The following is an 18,803-nucleotide window of genomic DNA, read 5'->3' as shown; positions in this document are numbered from 1 at the left end:
TTGGTGCTAATTGTGCTTATGTTTTCTCATTGGCATATATTTGTTCCGTGATTTAGCACTGTTTCGTCTTGCAAAAATGCCTTTCTCCTACCGCTTATAATTGAAATTCTGCATTATAACATCGGCCAAATTTTGTTTTAGCATTTGGTGACTATTGCGATGGTTGCTGCTAATTTTATTCATTCACCACTCTCTATATTCTTATTTTTTAATTCAGAGAATGGAAAGATGAACTTACGGAGTATGGTACTTACGCTAATTCTATTGCCTTTTTATTCAGTGGCTGAAGTCACTCCTTATGCTGGAATAATGCTGGGGGGGCACATGGTCCTTAGCGATACATATCACCAACCCGCACCAAAAGGAGTGTTTGGGGGGTTTCAGTTTGGCCTTGAATTTGATGAAAATTGGCATTTAGAAGGAGGTTATCAACACTTCCCTGATATGCACCTTAATCAAACGTCAGAAGATGTAAAGGCATGGCTTGTAAACAGTGCGTTGCGTTATGACCTTGCATTACAAGACCAGTTAGATATATATGGTCGTCTTGGTTTGGCTTATTGGTACATTGAAAAAAGTACAAGGGAGGTTTCATTTCCCGGATATTTTGGAGTCTCTCCTAGCTTTGGTGTTGGGGTTAACTATAAAATTAATCAAAACCTACGCTTAAATATAGGTTACCAATATATACACAATGTCGGTAAGTCAGAGGTTTATAGGTATGATAGTTACGGGTTACTTTTAGAGTTAAATTATAAGTTCAACAGTAAATCTCCTTTAAATATCGAGAAAGAACCAAACCTCGAGACTGTAGCCAAAGCGTTAAAAACTAATCGTACGTTTGAAGAAAAAATTGAACCAAAGAGTGTTATTGAAGAGTTGAAAGTAGAAGAGATAAAGCCTATAAAATTTATTTTTTCTTCACATTCAACTGGTGGTGCATATGCTTTTGATGCTAACTCTACCGCTATTGGTCAGGCTTTTCGCGAGGAGCTAAAAGAAGTGTCCGATATTCTTTTGAACCACGTTAACGCAAAAGTCAATATAGTTGGCCATACTGATTCAGTAGGTTCGGCTTCATACAATCAAATCCTTTCTTTACGGCGAGCTCAAACTGTTGCGGACACGCTTATCGATTTTGGGGTAAAACCTTCACAGATAAACGTCAGTGGAGCTGGTGAGTCGAATCCCGTTGCAAGTAATACTCTCGAATCAGGCAGGGCTCAAAACCGCAGAGTTGAACTAACGATCCCTTCACTCGAATAATAATAGTGTAAGAGGCTTTGTTTCTTAAATCAGGGAACTAACTCATTAACCGAAGATCTGATCAGCTAAGTTCACTCAAATACTTAGAACAATGGCCAAGCCTCGCTACAAAACAACTAACTGGAAGCAATATAACCAAGCTTTAATCAATCGTGGTTCATTGACGTTTTGGATTGATGAAGAGGCAATCCAACACTGGAAACAGGTCAAGCAAGGTAACCGTGGCAGACCTCGTTTGTTTAGTGACTTAGCCATTACGACGGCTGTTATGGTCAAACGGGTATTTTCAATGCCGTTGAGAGGCCTGCAAGGATTCATCAATTCTGTTTTCAAGCTTGCTCAACTGCCATTGTCATGCCCTCATTATTCATGCATTAGCAAGCGAGCCAAAACGGTCAACGTCGCGTTCAAGCCAAAAACTAAAGGAGCTATCCAGCATTTAGCCATTGATGCGACTGGTCTGAAGGTCTACGGCGAAGGCGAATGGAAAGTCAAAAAGTATGGCACTGATGGGAAGCGTCGAGTCTGGAGAAAGCTACATTTAGCGGTCGATACAAACACGCATGAAATCATTGCCGCTGAATTAAGTTTATCGAATGTAAGTGACGGAGAAGCACTTCCAAACTTACTCAAACAGACTCGCCGAAGAATCAATGAAATATCTGGCGATGGTGCTTACGACACAAGGTTGTGCTACGAAGCTATTCGCCTCAAAAATGCTGTTCCGCTTATTCCTCCGAGGGAAGGCGCAGCCTTCTGGGAGCAAGGTCATCCCCGCAATCTAGCGGTCGGCTGTCAGAAGCTATATGGTTAAAATGAGCATTGGAAAAAGAAGTACGGCTACCATAAACGTTTGCTCTCAGAGACGGCGATGTTCCGTGTGAAGAAAACTGCTCAGCGGTACATTAAGTTTAAGAAGTTACAATGCGCAGGTTGGTGAGACTTACGCCATGATAAAAGCGTTAAATAAGCTGACAGGGTTAGGTATGCCTAAAACAGTAGTAATAGCCTAACAACTAGTCATTTTAGGCGCGTTTTTAACTAAAACCGAGTAAGGAAACAAAGCAAGTGTAGGATTAAATATATAGTCAATATAACTTCAACTGTATAGTTTATCACAATTTCGGGGCAAGCACATTGATGTCTACTTCGCTTTATAAAAGTGGTTGAGCTAAGTGTGCTTAGCACGATGAGAAAGAAAAAACAGATCATGCTAACTTATTGTTGTGTGTGTTTTGTAATAATTATTAAGACTACATGTTAATAGGGTAAAGGTGATAATGAATTCTGCTTGTCGTAGTATTTTAATATGTTTTTCATCTGTCAGTTTCTTCGCCTTGACGGGGTGTAACGAGGGCGGTAATGATGTAGATGGACTAGGGGGGAGCATCCTAGAGCATCACGACACTTTTGTGACAGCGTCAATAATGGACGATTATGGATTTTATACAATCGGCGAGCAAAATCGACATCAGATTTCGTTACTTAAAAATATTAAACTATCTGAAAATCGAGAAGTTCAAATCGACGAAGTCAAAACATTAAATAATGATCATAATTGCGATATTCAACAGTATGACGTTCAAGGATTCACAATTGAAAGTAATGAATCTATAGTTTGTGATTACCAATACAAGATTAAGCTAAAGGAGTTTTCTCCAGATGTTCATCTAATAGGAGACACTTTAGGTTATAAACGAGTCGTTATGAGTTCAACGCCTTCTCAGGACGTGGAACTTGTACCCTTTGGCATTTCAGTATTTCAAAATTCAAAAACAGTTGTCGATATAGAACAGGAATTAATCAAAGCCGGGGAACATGCGTCTCTTGAAGGCTTTTCACTAACTGATAATGTAGTAATCACTCCATTAGCGGGCACTTCTAATGTTGTCGTCGACCCAGACGCGAAAACCATAACTTATACCCCTTCTAGCTCATTTGTTGGGAATGAAAGAATCTCCTATTCGCTAAAAAAATTGAATGGAGAAATGCTAGCAGGAACCTTTACTGTTACTGTTAGCAAAGGTTCTGTACAAAGTATATCTATCGATAAGAAAATTGAAATTCTTGATGATATAGTCGTGAATGAGCCGAAGAAGATTTCCGTCGAGAAATATGTAACGAACGTTGACGACAACTACCAGTTGATATATGTAAGTGCTTTCGGTGCAAATGTTAAATTGACAAGTCTTGTCGATACAGACAACAAGAGCTTTGTATTTGAAGCTCCGATGCTTGGGGCTTATTTTGTCAACGTCATAGTCTCAGACCACCGTGGGGGATACGACGTTGGTTTGATTAAAGTTAATGTCAGTGATCCCGCTACTGAAGGTGATTGGGATTCAATTTGGGATCGATTAAAGCTATTTAACGCTCCATTAAGTACGACCGATGCTATTATCTCAAATGTTGCATATACCGACTCAAATTTTGATGATAATGCAAATAATATGAAAGGGCTTTGGATTGCTTCGTTTAATCATAATATGGCTCAAGATTATTGTGGAACGCTAGGTAGACTGCCTAGCACTACTGAATTAAAAGAACTTTACACGAATAAGTCCCCTGTTTCTAAAGATTGGCCAACAGAATTAGCATATTGGACGAATGACTCTAATACGGTGGTTAGATTAGACACTGGAGAAGAACAAGCGTCTAAAGTTTATACTGGATATTACGTTACGTGCGTCGGTGTTGTTGGGTTTGATATCGATACTGTCGCTTCCGATGTTACTAACGTTGTTGCCGACCAGAGTGACAAAGCAAAGATAGTAGTTAAGCTAACTTTTAATGATCGTCCATTAGCTAATGAATTCGTGAGTATATCTATACCTTCAAGTGCTGAGTCTTCAATCGATGCTTCGACTGTAATGACAAATTCTGACGGAATTGTGGTCTTTGAACTATCTAGCTTAAAAGCAGAATCATTTACAGCAACAGTTACTTTTAAATCTCAAACTAGAACGATAAATATTTCATTTATTGGAGATGCGAAGACAGCTGAACTATACCAAAATACCACAATTGATTATGCTAATATATATACAGAAAGTAATGAGGTAACCGCATCTCTAATTGATGCTAATGACAATAATGTTCCGTTCGAGTCGATTTCATTCGTTACCTCAAGTCCAGATGTCGATATTAGAGTAAAAAACACCGAAACTGATGCTAGTGGTAGACAGCGGGCTGATATAACGTGGGCTAGCACGATAATCCCTATTAATGACACATCTATCGAAGTGTCTTCATCTTACCTGCGTGCTGTTGATGACGTTTTGTTTCACAAAAGTAGCATAGTGACGTTTTTAGTCGCTCAGTTTACTGATTTAGTTGTTGTAAAGGACTATGAAAGTATAAGAGATGGTATAAATGTTGTTAGAGCGATAATGAAAGATGTCGACAACAACGGTAAGGCAGGCGTGACGGTTAATTATCTCTCATCAGACAGATTGTGCTTGATTAACAATAATAATGCCTTCGATATCCCCGTCAGTGTGGTTAGCAACAACGAAGGACATGCTGATGTCAACATAACATTTTCAGGGATCCCGGAGAATTATCCAAACGGATATCAATGTGATATTGAGGCCACCTATGGTAATAACCAAAAAACGAAAAAAGTAAATTTCGCGAGCTATATTTGTGGTGGTGTCATAAATGATAAAAGAAATAACTCAAGTGGTAATTGTGTCAAAATTGCAAGTTATCCTACTCTAAGTAGTAAGGGATTAATCACTGCAGGAACGAGTTCAACGTTTTGGAACACACTTGTAAGTCGAACAAACCTAAGTAGTTATTTATCACAGGGAAAACAGGTTGCTCAAACTTATAATGGATACGTGAGGATAGGCGCAAGCTATGGGCATTGGAATGATACGGCGTTTAAAGGTAGTACACACGGTTTGTGTAAAGCATATAATGATATAAGACTCGCAGGTAGAACTAACTGGAGAAGTTTTAGAAGTCAGGAACCAAACAATACTTATTTTAGAGTGTCAGAGATAACGAAGAAATTGGGTGATATGTCAAAATATGGTTGGCCAACAGTTTTTCCATATTCTAACGAGCGTTGGTATGACAAAAGTGGTGCTAAGCGTTTAGATGCATATAATTTAATCAACGCTAGACAGGAACTATCAAATGTTTCAAATGGTAGAGCTTTTATTGTTTGCTATTCGCCGAATTAAAATTACAAATAATTTGAAATGAATCTTGTTGTATAGATTACTTGGTTTTAAGTCTTAGCATTGGTGATTTAAATTACAGTCAATTGCTAATTTGAGTGGTCTTGATGTTGTTATTATTTGATTGAGCTTAATGCGATACGTCGCAAAGCGAGAATTAATTATTTTATTTATATTAAGAGAGAAAATATGAAAAAGTTAACTTTAGCCTCATTAGTATTGGCAGGCATTTCGACAGCAGTTTTTGCTGCACCAAAAGACGGCGATACTGATACAGCTAGTGCTACATTAAAATGGTCTGCGGAAATGCCAATCGTTGCTGACGGTGAGTGGATGACAATTACTGGTCAAGGTGGTAAAGCGGCTCTAGATAACGGAGCATTGACAATTAATAACGACGGTACATTTGATTCAGAACCAATTGTAATGGAAATTCGTTCATTTGATGCAAACACCGGTACAATCGGAGAGCTACTTGAAGTAGGTAAATCTACAGGTGTTACTGTAGGAACATTGCGTTATGCAGTAGAGCGCACGCACTTTGAATCAGATAAAGGTACCGATTTATCAGGTGTTTCTGGTCAACTAAAAGAAGGCACTCTTGGTCCAGTGGACTCTGCAGGTAAAGAAACTGTTGCGACGGTTACATCTTGGACTATTCATAATGCAAATGGTGAATCATTCCCAACTTTAACTGGTGGTGAGAACGTTACAGCAGAAGCTGTAATTCGAGTTGATGCATCATACATCACAAACTAATCGATAATTATACGTATATTCGGGCCGCAATATGCGGCCCATGTTGTTTACTAGCTATAATATGAGAATGTTAATGTTTAATCGTAGGAGTTTTGTTTATGCTTATTCAATATTATTGATTTCTACGACTGCTTATAGTTCACAGCTATTAACTAGGTCTGTGAAATTATCGACAGAAATAGATAATAATAAATTCTTTTCATATAGGATAGAAAGGTTTGAATTTTCCAACAATAATTTGGTTGTTGAAGTAGACCCTAGAAACAATCAGTTAAAAAATCAAGAAACTAGATTAATAATTAAAACTTCGATTCCTTCTTCGTCACCAATAGTTCCAAATTATGAAATAATAGCAACGAATTTAGTGAGTTCATGTAAAAGGTTAAATGGTGATGAGGTTGTTAATGGTTTTGCTAAATATTATATAAATGGTATCGAAATTAACTCAACTGACACGATGTTGCTTGATGACTTCTATAGGACGGATGCTTATCTTTGGGTGGACAAAAAGTTTGAAATAATATTTGATTCTATCGGTTCAATAGTTGATTTCAAAAACACACCTTGTTCTGGGGAAGTTGTATTAAATATTGGCTTAGACTTCTAAGTGTGAACTGAAGTAAGTGTTACGTTATGAAATATATTATATTTATACCAGTTTGTGCGATTTTATTTGTGTTATGGGTCTCAAATGTAAATGCGATGTACGTTCCTGAGGATTTTCAACATTTTTATAAGTATGAGAGAAAGAATATTCTTTTTGAACTACCAAACCAAAAAAAAATTAAGTTAAAAGTAGATGCAAACTTTCAACATATCAAAAATTTTGTAGATATTGAATTAACTTCAAAAGGGTTATCCGAGTCTGGTATCAAAAAAAAATATGTCAATGAAATAATTGAAAACATATCCTCAATATCTGAGTATCTAGTTAAACAAGATTTATATGTTGAGTACCTGCCGGACTATAACACAGCTATTGTTCATGTACCATCAGAGTATATGGATGGAGATTATCATAAATTAGAGTTTACAAAACAAGAACCGAGTTCGACTGCTCTGATTGTAAATAACAGGCTATTCACTACTTCTGCTAGTGATAATTTTATTGGTTCATTGAGCACTCAATCAACTCTTGGTCTTGGCAGAGGACATTTTGAACTTGACACGACCATATCAAACGATTTCAACTTGGAAATTGACAAATATTCATACACATACGACTTTCAAGGAGCGTCAATAACTGCAGGATATAGAAACCAGGCATCTCCAACAGTCAATAATTCAACTAGCACATTTGATTATGCTTATGATGTACACGGAAGTTATTTGTCTTATTATTCAAACGACAATTTGCTACTTAAGAGAAAAGATGAAGTTGGAAAGATCTACTTCGATATGAAAGGAGCAGGTTTTGTTACCTTAGTAAGAGATGGTAAAGTTATCTATAACAGTTCAGTATTACGCGGTCAGAATTTTATACCTTATAGCCAGTTACCTTCTGGTAACTATAACGCAATATTGATTGTTAAGCCGGATGGATACCAAGAGGAAAGATACAAAAAAATTATCAACAACACTCCATGGTACACTTCAAAAAGAGGGTATGATTATAGTTTTTCTTTTAAGAAGTCTAACTTCGAGAGTGGCATAAACCAATACTCATCCGATTATGTAGATACATCTTTTGTCGGCTCATTTTTGGACAGAAGGCTATTGATTAATGCTCAAACTCAGTTTGATAAAGAAACTGTTCATTTAGGCTTTGGTTACAATTTTAAGGGGAATAGTTTAAATACAAGCGGATTTATTGGTGCTTTTGCCGATGGCACACTAATAAACATTAATGCAGGGATTTTAGGCTTATCACTCGATTACAGAAAGTTGACACTAAGTAATGGTTCTTTACCTTCAAATTTAACAGCTGTGCGGTATGGTGACAATAGTTATTCACAGACTGGTTTTTCGTACACATCAGGGTTTATATATGGGAACTTGGGCGTAAACTTAAGTATTTACAAAGAAGATATTACCAGCGAACAGGAAAATCCATTAGAAATATTAAGTTTGTCACTAAATCATAATAGTAAGATATTCACTAACACTGACTTAACACTTGGATATTCATATAATAAGGATGTCGTCGACGGTAACTCTAAGATTGACGATCATTCTGTAAGTATGAATATATCATTCCCTTTAGGAAAAACCTTAAATTATAATACAGGTTTCGACTATTTTCAGGATTCTAATACAAGGTTCACTAACACAGTCAGTTATGAAGCAGGAAGTTACCGTTTGGGCAATGTAGACTTATATGCAAGTCCTTACATTTCTCATTATGTCGACCTTTATTCTTCGGATGTAACTTTTGGTGGAAATGTTGCGTTCGGTAATGATAGTTTCAAAGGGAACGCCTTTGGTTATATAACAGAAAAAGAAGCAGGGGCTCTGTCTTCTAATTTAGAGTTCACAACAGTGTTGAGTAAAAACGGGATTCATTTTACTAATGAAAAATCTGATTCATACTTAATACTTAATAATGACACCACCATTCAAACAGAAGAACTATCTGATATAGGTCTAGTGACACTAAATTCTGATCGAGGATATATTAGGCGACATAAAATCTATGGTAACAATACTATTGTTAATTTAAAAAGCTATTCAGATTACGATATAGCAATTGACACGCAGGTGAGCGGATTTATTGGTGCAAAAGACAGTATACCACATGACCATATGTTTTCCTATCCAGGTACTGTGAAGGTTATTAACAACAAAGTTACTGAGATTGTTGATTTTTTAACATACTTTTCTGATTTTAATAACGAACCTTTAAACAATGTCGACTGTTTAGGCAAAGCTTGCGTGAGTATTAGTAACGTTGGTGAGGGGATATTTAATATATCAGTAGTAAAAGGAGAGAGATTTAAGATAGTTTCAAATAACCAAGTTTGTCTTCTAAAAGACTTCGGACTTGATAATATGAATGGTACAAGTTACTGCTTTCCAACAATAAAGGAAAAAGATAATGGCGCACAGTTGGTTATGCAGGGGTTAGGAAAGGAAGGTGATTTAATTTATTATCTTGGGATTAGAGAAAAACCGGTTCCACGAAATATTAAGGAAGATATATTGGAATCAGGAATTCGTATTGACGACTATAAGTTTGGTGATAACATTCATTTATTTGCACATGTGCTTTCAGAGGATGATGTAAATTCCATAGAGTTAGTCTCCTTAAAAAGTTTGGTCGCAAGAATACAGGAATATGTAGTAGATAGTAAACATGTTCAAAATTACACAGTTATCAGGTGATTTAATGTACAAGAAAATATTAATTTTAGGTTTGGTGATTTTTAGTCCGCTAGCTAATTCAATTGCTGTTAGTAGTTTACTTGAGGCTGCTGATCCAGACACGCGTTCGGCAGAGATAACTATCGCTAACAATGATGGAAAAGATATGTTTGTTAACTTTCAGATGTCTAAGGTAGAGTATATCGACGGGAAGAAAGTTGTAACTAAAGTAAGCAAGGATAATATTTCAGATTGGACTTTTTCAATTTCACCTAGTCAGATGATCCTAAGGCCAGGAGAGCAAAGAGTTCTTAGAATGATTAATAATTGTTACAAACATGAATGTAATAATGAAATTGACGAGACCTACGCTGTTGACATTACACCTGTTCCGTATATAGATGGTAAAGCATCTTCCGTGTCAGTTGCATTTGGATATCGAGTTTACTTTATAGACCCTGCATCAAATGTTAAGTTAGACTATAAAATTTATAGGAAGGATAAAAAGAACTTCCAGTTTACCAATAATAGCAACACGATGCTTAATGCTGTAATTAACTATTGCAAATACGACTTTAAAACCGAATGTATTTACCAGAATCGCCTTCTACCTGGTTCATCTAAAACATTTTCACTTCCACCTGAAGCGTGGGAAAAGAAATCAATTAAGGCCAACATTATTAATGCTAATGAGGAAATAAATGAGCAGGTATATTTTTAGTATACTCATATTTTCACTATGTTCCTTTTCTTTTGCTACGCAAGCTGAGACTATTTCTGCTGAAATTATTGGTAATTCTATCAAATGGAATAATGCAAATAAAATTGGTAACCAAGTAGTTCAGGTCGTTTGGCAGAGTAGCTCTTCTTATAATTTGCAAAAGATAAAAGAATGGAGCCCACTATTAGTACAGCCAAGCAACTTGTCAATTCAATTTCGCCCTACTAATAGTTCTAATAATTATGCAGTAACAGTACCTGTGTCACTTACCGGTCTACAGTTCCAAAGTAATGATGAATTCGAAATAAGTAAAAACTCAACTCTTTCGAATGCCTATCCCTTATGCCAAAGGGTTGAGTCAAGTAACGGCTATGTTAGTTTAGCAGATGAAACTGGAAAGGAGTGTGGTGGTCAATTTAGTTTTATATCTAAAGAACGGTATATGCCATTCCATTTTTTCCGAAGCGGGTTCAAGTTTAATTCAGATGAGTTGTCAAAAAGCTTTAAGGATGCACCAGCCGGGAATTATCAAGGTTCAATAACCGTACCAATCCGCTATTTAGTTAAGTACGGTGCTACGCATAGCTTTCGAACTTTTTCTCACACTGTACACTTCTCAGTTAGATACAAACCATCGTTTTTATCGTCCGTAAGCATCATTGGAAATGGTGTTTTTGATTTAGATTATGACACTAACAAAAACTCAGTACGTGGATCGACAGATTTCAGCGTTAACGTCGAAGGATACCTTAGAAGTGGCCTTCTTATGACGTTCGAATCGGATGGTGTTAAGGAAGACTTCGCACTTAAACATGATTCTAGTACTAGTCGAATACCCTATAACTTGGAATGTAACATGTGTTTGAATCCATATGTTGTGACGGATGGAAAGCTTAACATACACGGACCAAGTAAAGTTAACGCGATTAGTAGTAACAACATACACTTTAAACTAAACTTCCACTTCAATGATGTGAGCTATGGTTCCGTAAATGAAGGTAAGTACACAGATTCAGTTATTATTCGATTTGAGCCCGAACTATAGATTAGTCCATATAATAAAGGAGCGTTTTTAGAGTCAACACGATATTTATTCTCCAACCGAATACCACAAATATTTCTACATTAACAAACCTTAATCTTGCCTCAACCGAGGCTTAATCCACCTTTCGTTACTCTTGGGTCATAACAATTAACCTAAGAGGATGAAAGGTGAACATTTTAGGCTACTTACAAAAAATCGGTAAGGCACTGATGGTGCCGATAGCCGTACTACCTGCGGGTGGTTTAATGCTTGGTTTGGGTTACGCGATTGACCCAGCCGGGTGGGGCGCAAACAACGCTATTGCCAGTATTTTAGTTAATGGTGGTAAAGGTATCATGGACAACCAAGCGTGGCTGTTCGCGGTCGGTGTTGCCTATGGTTTAGCTAAAGATAACAACGGTGCTGCGGCGCTATCAGGCTTGCTTGGCCTATTGATCGTAGAAATGATCGTCGGCAATGTGAACGTTATATCCCAAATAACAGGGGTGCCTGTTGACCAGATGAGCTCATCAGAAGTCGTTGCCTCTAAGGCGGCGGTGAGTGCGTTCACGGGTATTATGATGGGTATTGTCGCGGCAACCTTATATAACCGCTTCCATACTATCAAACTCCCTGCGGCACTTGGCTTCTTTGGTGGTCGACGCTTTGTTCCTATTGTTACCTCTCTTGCGGCGATCTCCATCAGTTTGGTTATGGTGTATGTTTGGCCTGTGGTCTACGGTGCGTTGGTAAACTTCGGCATCGCCATTTCAGAAATGGGTGCAACGGGCGCAGGTATATATGGCTTCTTCAACCGACTACTGATTCCAATCGGTTTACACCATGCTCTTAACCAAGTGTTTATCTTTGATTTAGTTGGTATTAATGACATCAGCAAGTTCTGGTCAGGCACGGGTGAGTTAGGTGTAACCGGTATCTACCAAGGTGGCTTCTTCCCATTCATGGGTTACGGCTTACCTGCGGCATGTTTGGCGATGTACCACTGCGCTAAACCAGAAAACAAAAAGAAAGTCGGCGGCATTCTAGGTGCATCAGCGTTGACGGCCATCTTAACGGGCGTGACAGAGCCAATTGAGTTCGCGTTCATGTTTGTTGCGCCTGTGCTTTACGTTATACACGCACTATTGGCTGCACTATCTTTGTACATTGCCGCAAGCATGCAGTGGATAGCGGGCTTTACCTTCAGCGGCGGTCTCATCGACTTTATATTGTCGTTTAATCTTCCGCTTGCCAACAAACCTTACATGTTGATTGTTCAAGGCCTCTGCTTTGGTGCGATTTACTACTTCGTGTTCCGCTTTGCGATTTTGAAGTTCGACTTAAAAACGCCGGGTCGTGAAGATGTGGTGGCAGAGCAAGAGAGTGGTGTCACGAGTCATGACAAAGCGGCGCAGTATTTAAAAGCTTTAGGTGGACACGCCAACCTAACGACAATTGATTCGTGCATTACCCGTTTACGTCTAACCCTGAGAGATACGTCAGTGGTCAACGAAGATACGTTAAAGTCTATCGGCGCGCTAGGCGTTGTGAAGATGGGCAACAACAATCTACAAGTGATTGTCGGTACTGAAGCAGAAGAGATTGCGCACGCGATGAAGCAGATGTCAGGTTCCGAGCCAGTGGCATCGACCGTCGCGACATAGAAAGGCTGTCAAAACTCAGGCCGAGCAACGTGCTCGGCCTTTTTTGTATGTTTACTTATTAAATCTGAGAACGAAATTGTTTGGATTTAAGAGCAACAAGTGAACAACTGACATTTTGCACGATGTTCTCAGCGGTATTGCCGATCATCACGCCTTGAATCCCAGTTCGAGCTAATGTTCCCATCACTAACACATCGACCTTAATCTTATCGACACAAGTTGGGATTTCATCATCTGGAGTGCCGTGAAGTCGGTGTAGCGTAATATCACCACTAATGCCTGAGGCATCGATTAACGCTTGTAACGCTTCTTTATGTTGCTTCTTAGCTTGAGTGATGTGACTTTCTAGCTCTTCGTCAGAGGCTTTAAACCAGACATTATCCTTCAGATAGCTTTCTAGCACATACTCCCAACAAGAGATGATATGCAGTTGGCTATCGCAATCATCGGCAATTGAACGGCTGAGTTGGAGAAGGTCAATGGATAGGGCGCGTTCTTCGTCTGTCGTTGCATTAGGGTTGACCGCAACTGCGACTCTTTGCTTTATGCTTGGTTTTTCTGACGGTCGATTAAGCCAAACAGGGCAAGGGCATTTACGCAGTAAACTCATATCGAGCGCACGTAAGCCTTTTGCGTTTGTTTTGCTTTGCTCGGCATCTTTGAAAACGAGGTCAATATAGTTCTCTCGAATATATTGAATTGCTTGCACGTCGGGCTTTTGCGCCGTCGCGAGCGTAACAGGAAACGGCATATCCTCTTTGGAGAGGTGATGGTCAGATAGGCTGCTTTGGATTTGGTTTTCCAGCGAGTCTAGCAACGACTTTTCGTAGTGTTCCTTATAGTCGTGCATATCATCCGGAAGGTGAGGGCACACAACAAGGCCTGCCAATTTGGCTTTATTGCGCCAAGCCAAACGAATCGACAAATCGAGCGATTGACTGTTATCCATCACGCCTTTACTCAAGAACAGTATGTTGTTGAATTTTTGCATAATCACCTCCTTGTACTTAAAGTTTTAGCGCTAAGCGATGAAATTTCCACTTTAAACGATAACAATACAAATAATAAGGGATTAAGCTGATCAGTTAAATAGAATCCGTACCCTTAGTCCCGGTTTATTATCTTTAAGAATCAGACTTGCGCCGTGTTGGTGTACAACGGCGTCAACCAATGAAAGCCCAAGGCCATTACCATGTTCAGTGCGGCTTTTATCGGCTCGATACATAGGCCGGCAAACATGTGGCTTATCGTCATCTTCAATCCCGATACCACTATCGGCAATGACTACACCAAGCTGGTCAACAATCACTTCGATAGCGCCGTTATTGGGTGTGTATTTGACTGCGTTCTCGACTAGGTTGAATACGGCGCGAAATAACAGAGAAGGGTCTCCCTTTACATTCAACGTTTGGTCTTCTCTAAATGTAATGTGAAGGTTTTTCTGTTCGGCAATTGGAGAGATAAATTCAACAGCGTCTTGGCTAATTTTACCTAGGTTAACCTCACCCATCTGGCGGTTGATTTGTCCACTGTTGATTTTGGCAATTTCTAACATGCCGTTGAACAAGGATAAGATCAGTTCGAGCTCGTCGTGGCAGGCGGAAATTTGATCTTGTTGGACTGGATCTAATTGTTGGTGGGTCAACACATCTTCTAATCTGAGTTTCAAACGTGCCATTGGTGTGCGCATGTCATGGGCCATCCCGACGGTGAGGGATTTAAGCGTCTCCTCATTTTTCGTCATCTGCTCAATCATGTAGTTAAGGTGGATGGCTAATATATCGAACTCATCATCTTGCTCAGACACTTTGAGTTTAACGTCGCGTTCTCCGCAGAGGACACGGTTCATGGCTCTGTTGACGTTTTCCAATCGGCGCAAAATTAAAACGGTGAAGAAAAGTGCCGCAACAAGCATGACCGCAATCGGTAATACAATGCTCGACAACACAATCGGTACGAGGGCATTTCGGTAGGCCTCGACAACTTGAGGGTTTACACCAATCTCGAGTTTAACGTTGTCACCAATTACAATGTTAGTGGTTTTTGTCGGCAGTGAACTGATCGGATAGTACTGAGAAATGTAACTTGGCTCGATAGGTTCAATTAATCGATAGTAAAAAGGCGTGTTAGATGTTTGCTTCGCTTTGAGTAGCTTTTCTACCTCTTCACGACTTTGCTGAGCGAGGTAGCTGAACTCCATGATCTCGTCATTGAGCTGCTTAGTCAGTTGCTGGCGATGAAAGCTATCAGAGTCAATGTAGACCTGTCGTACCACGATAATGTTGATGATGGTGATGACGACAAAAAGGCTAATTAAGGTCTTAAATACTGAAGAGCGAGTAAGCGTATAGTCATCGACGAAGGACATAGCCAGCTCCTCGAACCGTATGCAGCAGGTCGTGGCAGCCCGCATCTTCCAGTTTGCGCCTTAGATTGGCGACGTGTACATCAATGACATTGGTCTTAGGGTCAAAGTGATAGCTCCAAATACTCTCAAATAAGCGCATCCGAGAAACGACTTGTTCACTGTGTTCAATGAAATGCTGAATAAGTTGGAACTCTTTTGGTTGAAGCTGCAGTTCTATCTTGTTGCAGGTGACGCGATGAGCACGTAGGTCTACTTCAAGGCAGTCATAACTCAGCGAGGTTTGCGGTCGAGACTGACGTTGAGAGCGATTAATGATGATATCAACGCGGGCAATCAGCTCTGCTAAAGCAAAGGGTTTGATTAAGTAATCGTCACTACCAGCTTGAAGGCCATCAACGCGATCTTCTACGCTGTCCATAGCACTTAAAATCAGTACCGGCAGGCTCTCTTGAGTTGCTTTGATGGCGGAAAGTACTTTCATGCCGTCAAGATAAGGCAGCATTCGGTCGAGAATCACTAGGTCATACTCGCCACTGAGCGCCATCATCAATCCTTCGTTACCGTCAGGAGCTTGGTCGACAATGTAGCCATGTTCTTGTAGCCCTTTAGCAACAAATTCTCGAGTGGTTTGGTCGTCTTCAATGATCAGCAGTTTCACAGTCGCTCCTTATTCTCGCGTTACTATCATATCCGATTTGTGCGTATTGATGGTGAGGAAAAAGAGGGCTCGCGTGACTAATGCGAGCCATAACGGTTTAGGGGGTAAACCGAAAAACTCTTTAAATATTAGGAGGTTTAATTATTCACTATGCGCCATTCAGTGAGTATTTATGAAACATTAAACTTTCTTAATATTCGGATTTGGCTCTGCTTATACAAACAAACCCAACTGACATGAGTCTTGATGATTTACGTATCACTCACTTTAAACACAGTTAAGTTGGTTTCGGCATTTTTATCCGTTAGATTATATGGATAACAATACGAGGCCAGCTACGGATGCACGATTTAAACGCTTTACATGTATTCCTTTCTCTTATGCAGACCCATTCCACTCAACGCGCGGCGCAAAAGTTGGGACGCTCACAATCTTATGTTTCTAAGGTACTCGCGCAGTTAAGAGATGATTTAGGTGATCCTTTGTTTGTTCGTGATGGAAGTGGCTTAGTGCCGACGGACTATGCACTGTCGATAGAACCCAAAGTGAAAAGTGCATTAGAGCAGCTCGATTTGGCATTAGCGCCTGAAGAGTTTAACCCGAAAGACCTAAGTAAAGTTTCGATACATATCGCTGAACCCTATTTGGTAGAGATTGGGAAAGATTTAATTAAAGAGATTCGCTCGCAAACTGATGCGGTTATTGAGCTTTTACAGTGGAGTGAACATAGCGAGGGCCTGATCCTTGATGACAAAGTGGATATTGGGCTGCATGTATTGACCGATAAACCCCAAAGCTTCTACCAAAAGAAAATCCATTCTGGTGGAGGTTACTTTGAAGGTAATCAAGACGGGGAGTACGTAAAGTTTATTATCTCAGGGGTGAATGAACACCATGACCACTTCAAAACACTAGACCCGACTATCGAAGCTGGAGTTATTGTTGATAGTGTCCACTTGATGAACCAGCTTATGGATGAGTGCTTTACGCTAAGATATGAGCCTTATTACGATGATGAAAGACTCTACCCGTTAAATCTCGACGTGGCGTTAATCTATAAAGCATCGTTAAGAGGAGCGGCGAAGCAGAAATGGCTAACGGATTTGATTATCCCAATCGTTGACGGTCATATCACGCAGCGAAAATCAAACAGAGAAACGCTAAAGCACCTTAGCTAAGGTGCTTTACACGTTGTAGCGTTAAAGCGCAGAAAGATAAGATTTATACGCTTTCAATCTAACGGTTGCCGCGCCAATGATATCCATAAAACCGAGTGACTCGTGAGGCTTCTTAGCAGACACCCAACCTGAACCTGTCGCGCCGATAGGGACGTTGTATCCTTCAGGCTCTTCAAACTCAATAACGATGGTGCGTCCATGGTTACCCATGTTGTTTCCGACGTGTTGGCGTACATGTTGCGAACCATTCATCACTGATACTCTGGCTTCACCGGTACCTGCCGTTAAGCTGTGAACGCGGCCGCGAAAGATCTCACCAGGGTAGGCATTCACATAGAACTCCGCGAACTGACCCACTTCAATATTGCGGTAAGTTTGATCGGCGATACGCATTTCAACGAACTTCTTACTGGTATCATACAAGTGCATGTTGCCTAAACGTGTACCTTCAACAATGTTGGCAATCGATAGTTGTCCGTCAAACGGAGCGCGTACCTCGCGGCGATCATTTTGCCAAGTTGCTGTAGCAATTTGTGCTTCCACACTCAAAATCTGTGCATTAACCGCTGCAATTTTAGCTTCTGTCGACTCGATACGCGTTCTTAAATCATCACGAGCAGATTCCTGAGCAAAATCATTAAGTCTAGTCAGTCTATCAAGTTGTTTTTTGTCGTTGTTTATTTGATGAGTCAACGCCAAAATCTCAGCATGAGCTGCGTCTTTTTGTGCATTCAGACCGTCGATTTGAGAGGCGGTATCTTCTGTGCGCAGTGTGTAAATCAAATCGCCTTGTTTGAGTATTTGGTTATGCTGAACGAATACTTGCTCAACTTCCTGACCGACAAGCGGGCTAAGCACTGCATGAGGCGCTTTGACCGTCGTACTATCAGTAAGATCAGCCGGTGACCAGAAGCGGTGAGCGGTAAATAGTGAAAAAGCTAACAGGGCACCGATACCTACGATCACAACGGCGTTTTTTAACGTCCAACGAATCACGCCAGTTTTTACTAACAACCAGCAGATGAACACATAAGGGAGCATAATCTCTTTCATGATTTATTCCTTAGATTCAGTGACTGGCTTACGGCCGTTACGAATGATGTTTGAGACTTCGGCTGCTAATACATCCCAACGAGCGAAGGCGATGATAATAGCCAGAACCCACCACGTTTTATCGATGAATAAACCACAAAGTGATAGAGCAAAAACGATCTGAGTATGAGCGCTCGACATCTTAGCAGCTCGGTGTACAGCGACTTCATGTAGCTGCCACATTAAGTAAACGACATAGACTAGAATCGCTACGGTGACAAAGAAGATGAAGCCCATGAAAGCTTCGGAATCCAAAAGTTTCAAAATGGTTGGGTAGCCATTCGAAAAATACTCTTCCGGAAGGTCTTTACCGTGAATAGTGCCGAGTTTCGATAAAAGCACCGATGCACTAACTAAGATAAACAGAGCTACTGTAACCTTAAGTGAATAAGAGAAGAGTGTTTTAGCAATCCGTGTCAGCTTATTGTCCGTTCCTGGATGTAGGGTAGGTAACTTATTATTCGATGACATAAATACAGCCTTAATTATTGCTTGAGGTGAATAATAAGCGCTTAAGGGTGTAAATTTGGAATAGTCGAAATTCTATTTGGAGTGTCGATTTAAGGTATTGATTTGTATAAAAAAG

The 18,803-nt window shown here is 39.8% G+C and carries 14 protein-coding genes and 1 pseudogene; 10 read left to right on the top strand and 5 right to left on the bottom strand.

The window, feature by feature from the left end:
- The first annotated feature begins 159 nt into the window (after positions 1–159).
- From ACHUFZ_RS05940 to nagE, 9 genes and pseudogenes are all read left to right on the top strand, one after another.
- The gene (locus ACHUFZ_RS05940) at positions 160–1,266 is read left to right on the top strand and encodes an OmpA family protein (RefSeq protein WP_394126325.1); all 1,107 of its coding nucleotides are present in this window, start codon (positions 160–162) and stop codon (positions 1,264–1,266) included.
- 91 nt (positions 1,267–1,357) lie between these two features.
- Positions 1,358–2,279, top strand: a pseudogene (locus tag ACHUFZ_RS05935) (IS5 family transposase).
- 267 nt (positions 2,280–2,546) lie between these two features.
- A complete protein-coding gene (locus ACHUFZ_RS05930) occupies positions 2,547–5,456 on the top strand; it encodes an Ig-like domain-containing protein (RefSeq protein WP_394126324.1) in 2,910 nt (969 codons plus the stop codon).
- A gap of 186 nt (positions 5,457–5,642) precedes the next feature.
- Positions 5,643–6,212, top strand: a complete 570-nt coding sequence (locus tag ACHUFZ_RS05925; protein WP_394126323.1) for a hypothetical protein — start codon at positions 5,643–5,645, stop codon at positions 6,210–6,212.
- Positions 6,213–6,285: 73 nt separating this feature from the next.
- Positions 6,286–6,819: a hypothetical protein gene (locus ACHUFZ_RS05920; RefSeq protein ID WP_394126322.1), complete on the top strand. Its 534-nt coding sequence runs from the start codon at positions 6,286–6,288 to the stop codon at positions 6,817–6,819.
- Between the two features lie 26 nt (positions 6,820–6,845).
- Entirely contained in the window at positions 6,846–9,533 is a 2,688-nt protein-coding gene (locus tag ACHUFZ_RS05915) for a CS1-pili formation C-terminal domain-containing protein (protein WP_394126321.1), read from the top strand.
- A 4-nt stretch (positions 9,534–9,537) separates the two neighbouring features.
- Positions 9,538–10,233: a fimbrial biogenesis chaperone gene (locus tag ACHUFZ_RS05910; RefSeq protein WP_394126320.1), complete on the top strand. Its 696-nt coding sequence runs from the start codon at positions 9,538–9,540 to the stop codon at positions 10,231–10,233.
- Complete coding sequence (locus ACHUFZ_RS05905) at positions 10,214–11,278, top strand: hypothetical protein (protein ID WP_394126319.1); 1,065 nt, start codon at positions 10,214–10,216, stop codon at positions 11,276–11,278. Before ACHUFZ_RS05910 ends, ACHUFZ_RS05905 begins: the two co-directional genes overlap by 20 nt.
- A gap of 167 nt (positions 11,279–11,445) precedes the next feature.
- Positions 11,446–12,921, top strand: a complete 1,476-nt coding sequence (gene nagE, locus ACHUFZ_RS05900) for an N-acetylglucosamine-specific PTS transporter subunit IIBC (RefSeq protein WP_394126318.1) — start codon at positions 11,446–11,448, stop codon at positions 12,919–12,921.
- 58 nt (positions 12,922–12,979) lie between these two features.
- On the opposite strand, the gene ACHUFZ_RS05895 is transcribed toward nagE, so the two are convergent.
- The 3 genes from ACHUFZ_RS05895 to ACHUFZ_RS05885 form a co-directional block, all read right to left on the bottom strand.
- Positions 12,980–13,912, bottom strand: a complete 933-nt coding sequence (locus ACHUFZ_RS05895) for a universal stress protein (protein ID WP_394126317.1) — start codon at positions 13,910–13,912, stop codon at positions 12,980–12,982.
- A gap of 90 nt (positions 13,913–14,002) precedes the next feature.
- A complete protein-coding gene (locus tag ACHUFZ_RS05890; RefSeq protein ID WP_394126316.1) occupies positions 14,003–15,289 on the bottom strand; it encodes a sensor histidine kinase in 1,287 nt (428 codons plus the stop codon).
- Positions 15,273–15,947, bottom strand: a complete 675-nt coding sequence (locus ACHUFZ_RS05885) for a response regulator transcription factor (RefSeq protein ID WP_394126315.1) — start codon at positions 15,945–15,947, stop codon at positions 15,273–15,275. The genes ACHUFZ_RS05890 and ACHUFZ_RS05885 overlap by 17 nt, the downstream gene beginning before the upstream one ends.
- 341 nt (positions 15,948–16,288) lie before the next feature.
- Between ACHUFZ_RS05885 and ACHUFZ_RS05880 the strand changes: the two genes are divergently transcribed.
- Positions 16,289–17,125, top strand: a complete 837-nt coding sequence (locus ACHUFZ_RS05880; RefSeq protein WP_394126314.1) for a LysR family transcriptional regulator — start codon at positions 16,289–16,291, stop codon at positions 17,123–17,125.
- Between the two features lie 21 nt (positions 17,126–17,146).
- On the opposite strand, the gene ACHUFZ_RS05875 is transcribed toward ACHUFZ_RS05880, so the two are convergent.
- Both ACHUFZ_RS05875 and ACHUFZ_RS05870 read right to left on the bottom strand, forming a co-directional pair.
- On the bottom strand, positions 17,147–18,178 hold the full coding sequence (locus tag ACHUFZ_RS05875) for an HlyD family secretion protein (protein WP_394126313.1): 1,032 nt from the start codon (positions 18,176–18,178) through the stop codon (positions 17,147–17,149).
- Between the two features lie 3 nt (positions 18,179–18,181).
- Positions 18,182–18,688, bottom strand: coding sequence for a magnesium transporter (locus tag ACHUFZ_RS05870; RefSeq protein WP_394126312.1), 507 nt, complete (start codon positions 18,686–18,688; stop codon positions 18,182–18,184).
- Positions 18,689–18,803 lie beyond the last annotated feature (115 nt).

The organism is Vibrio hepatarius (genome assembly GCF_043642085.1).
In the GTDB taxonomy this organism is placed as follows: Bacteria; Pseudomonadota; Gammaproteobacteria; order Enterobacterales; family Vibrionaceae; genus Vibrio; species Vibrio hepatarius_C.
Note: the sequence above shows the minus strand (reverse complement) of the source record. Positions and strands in the feature narration are given on the sequence as shown.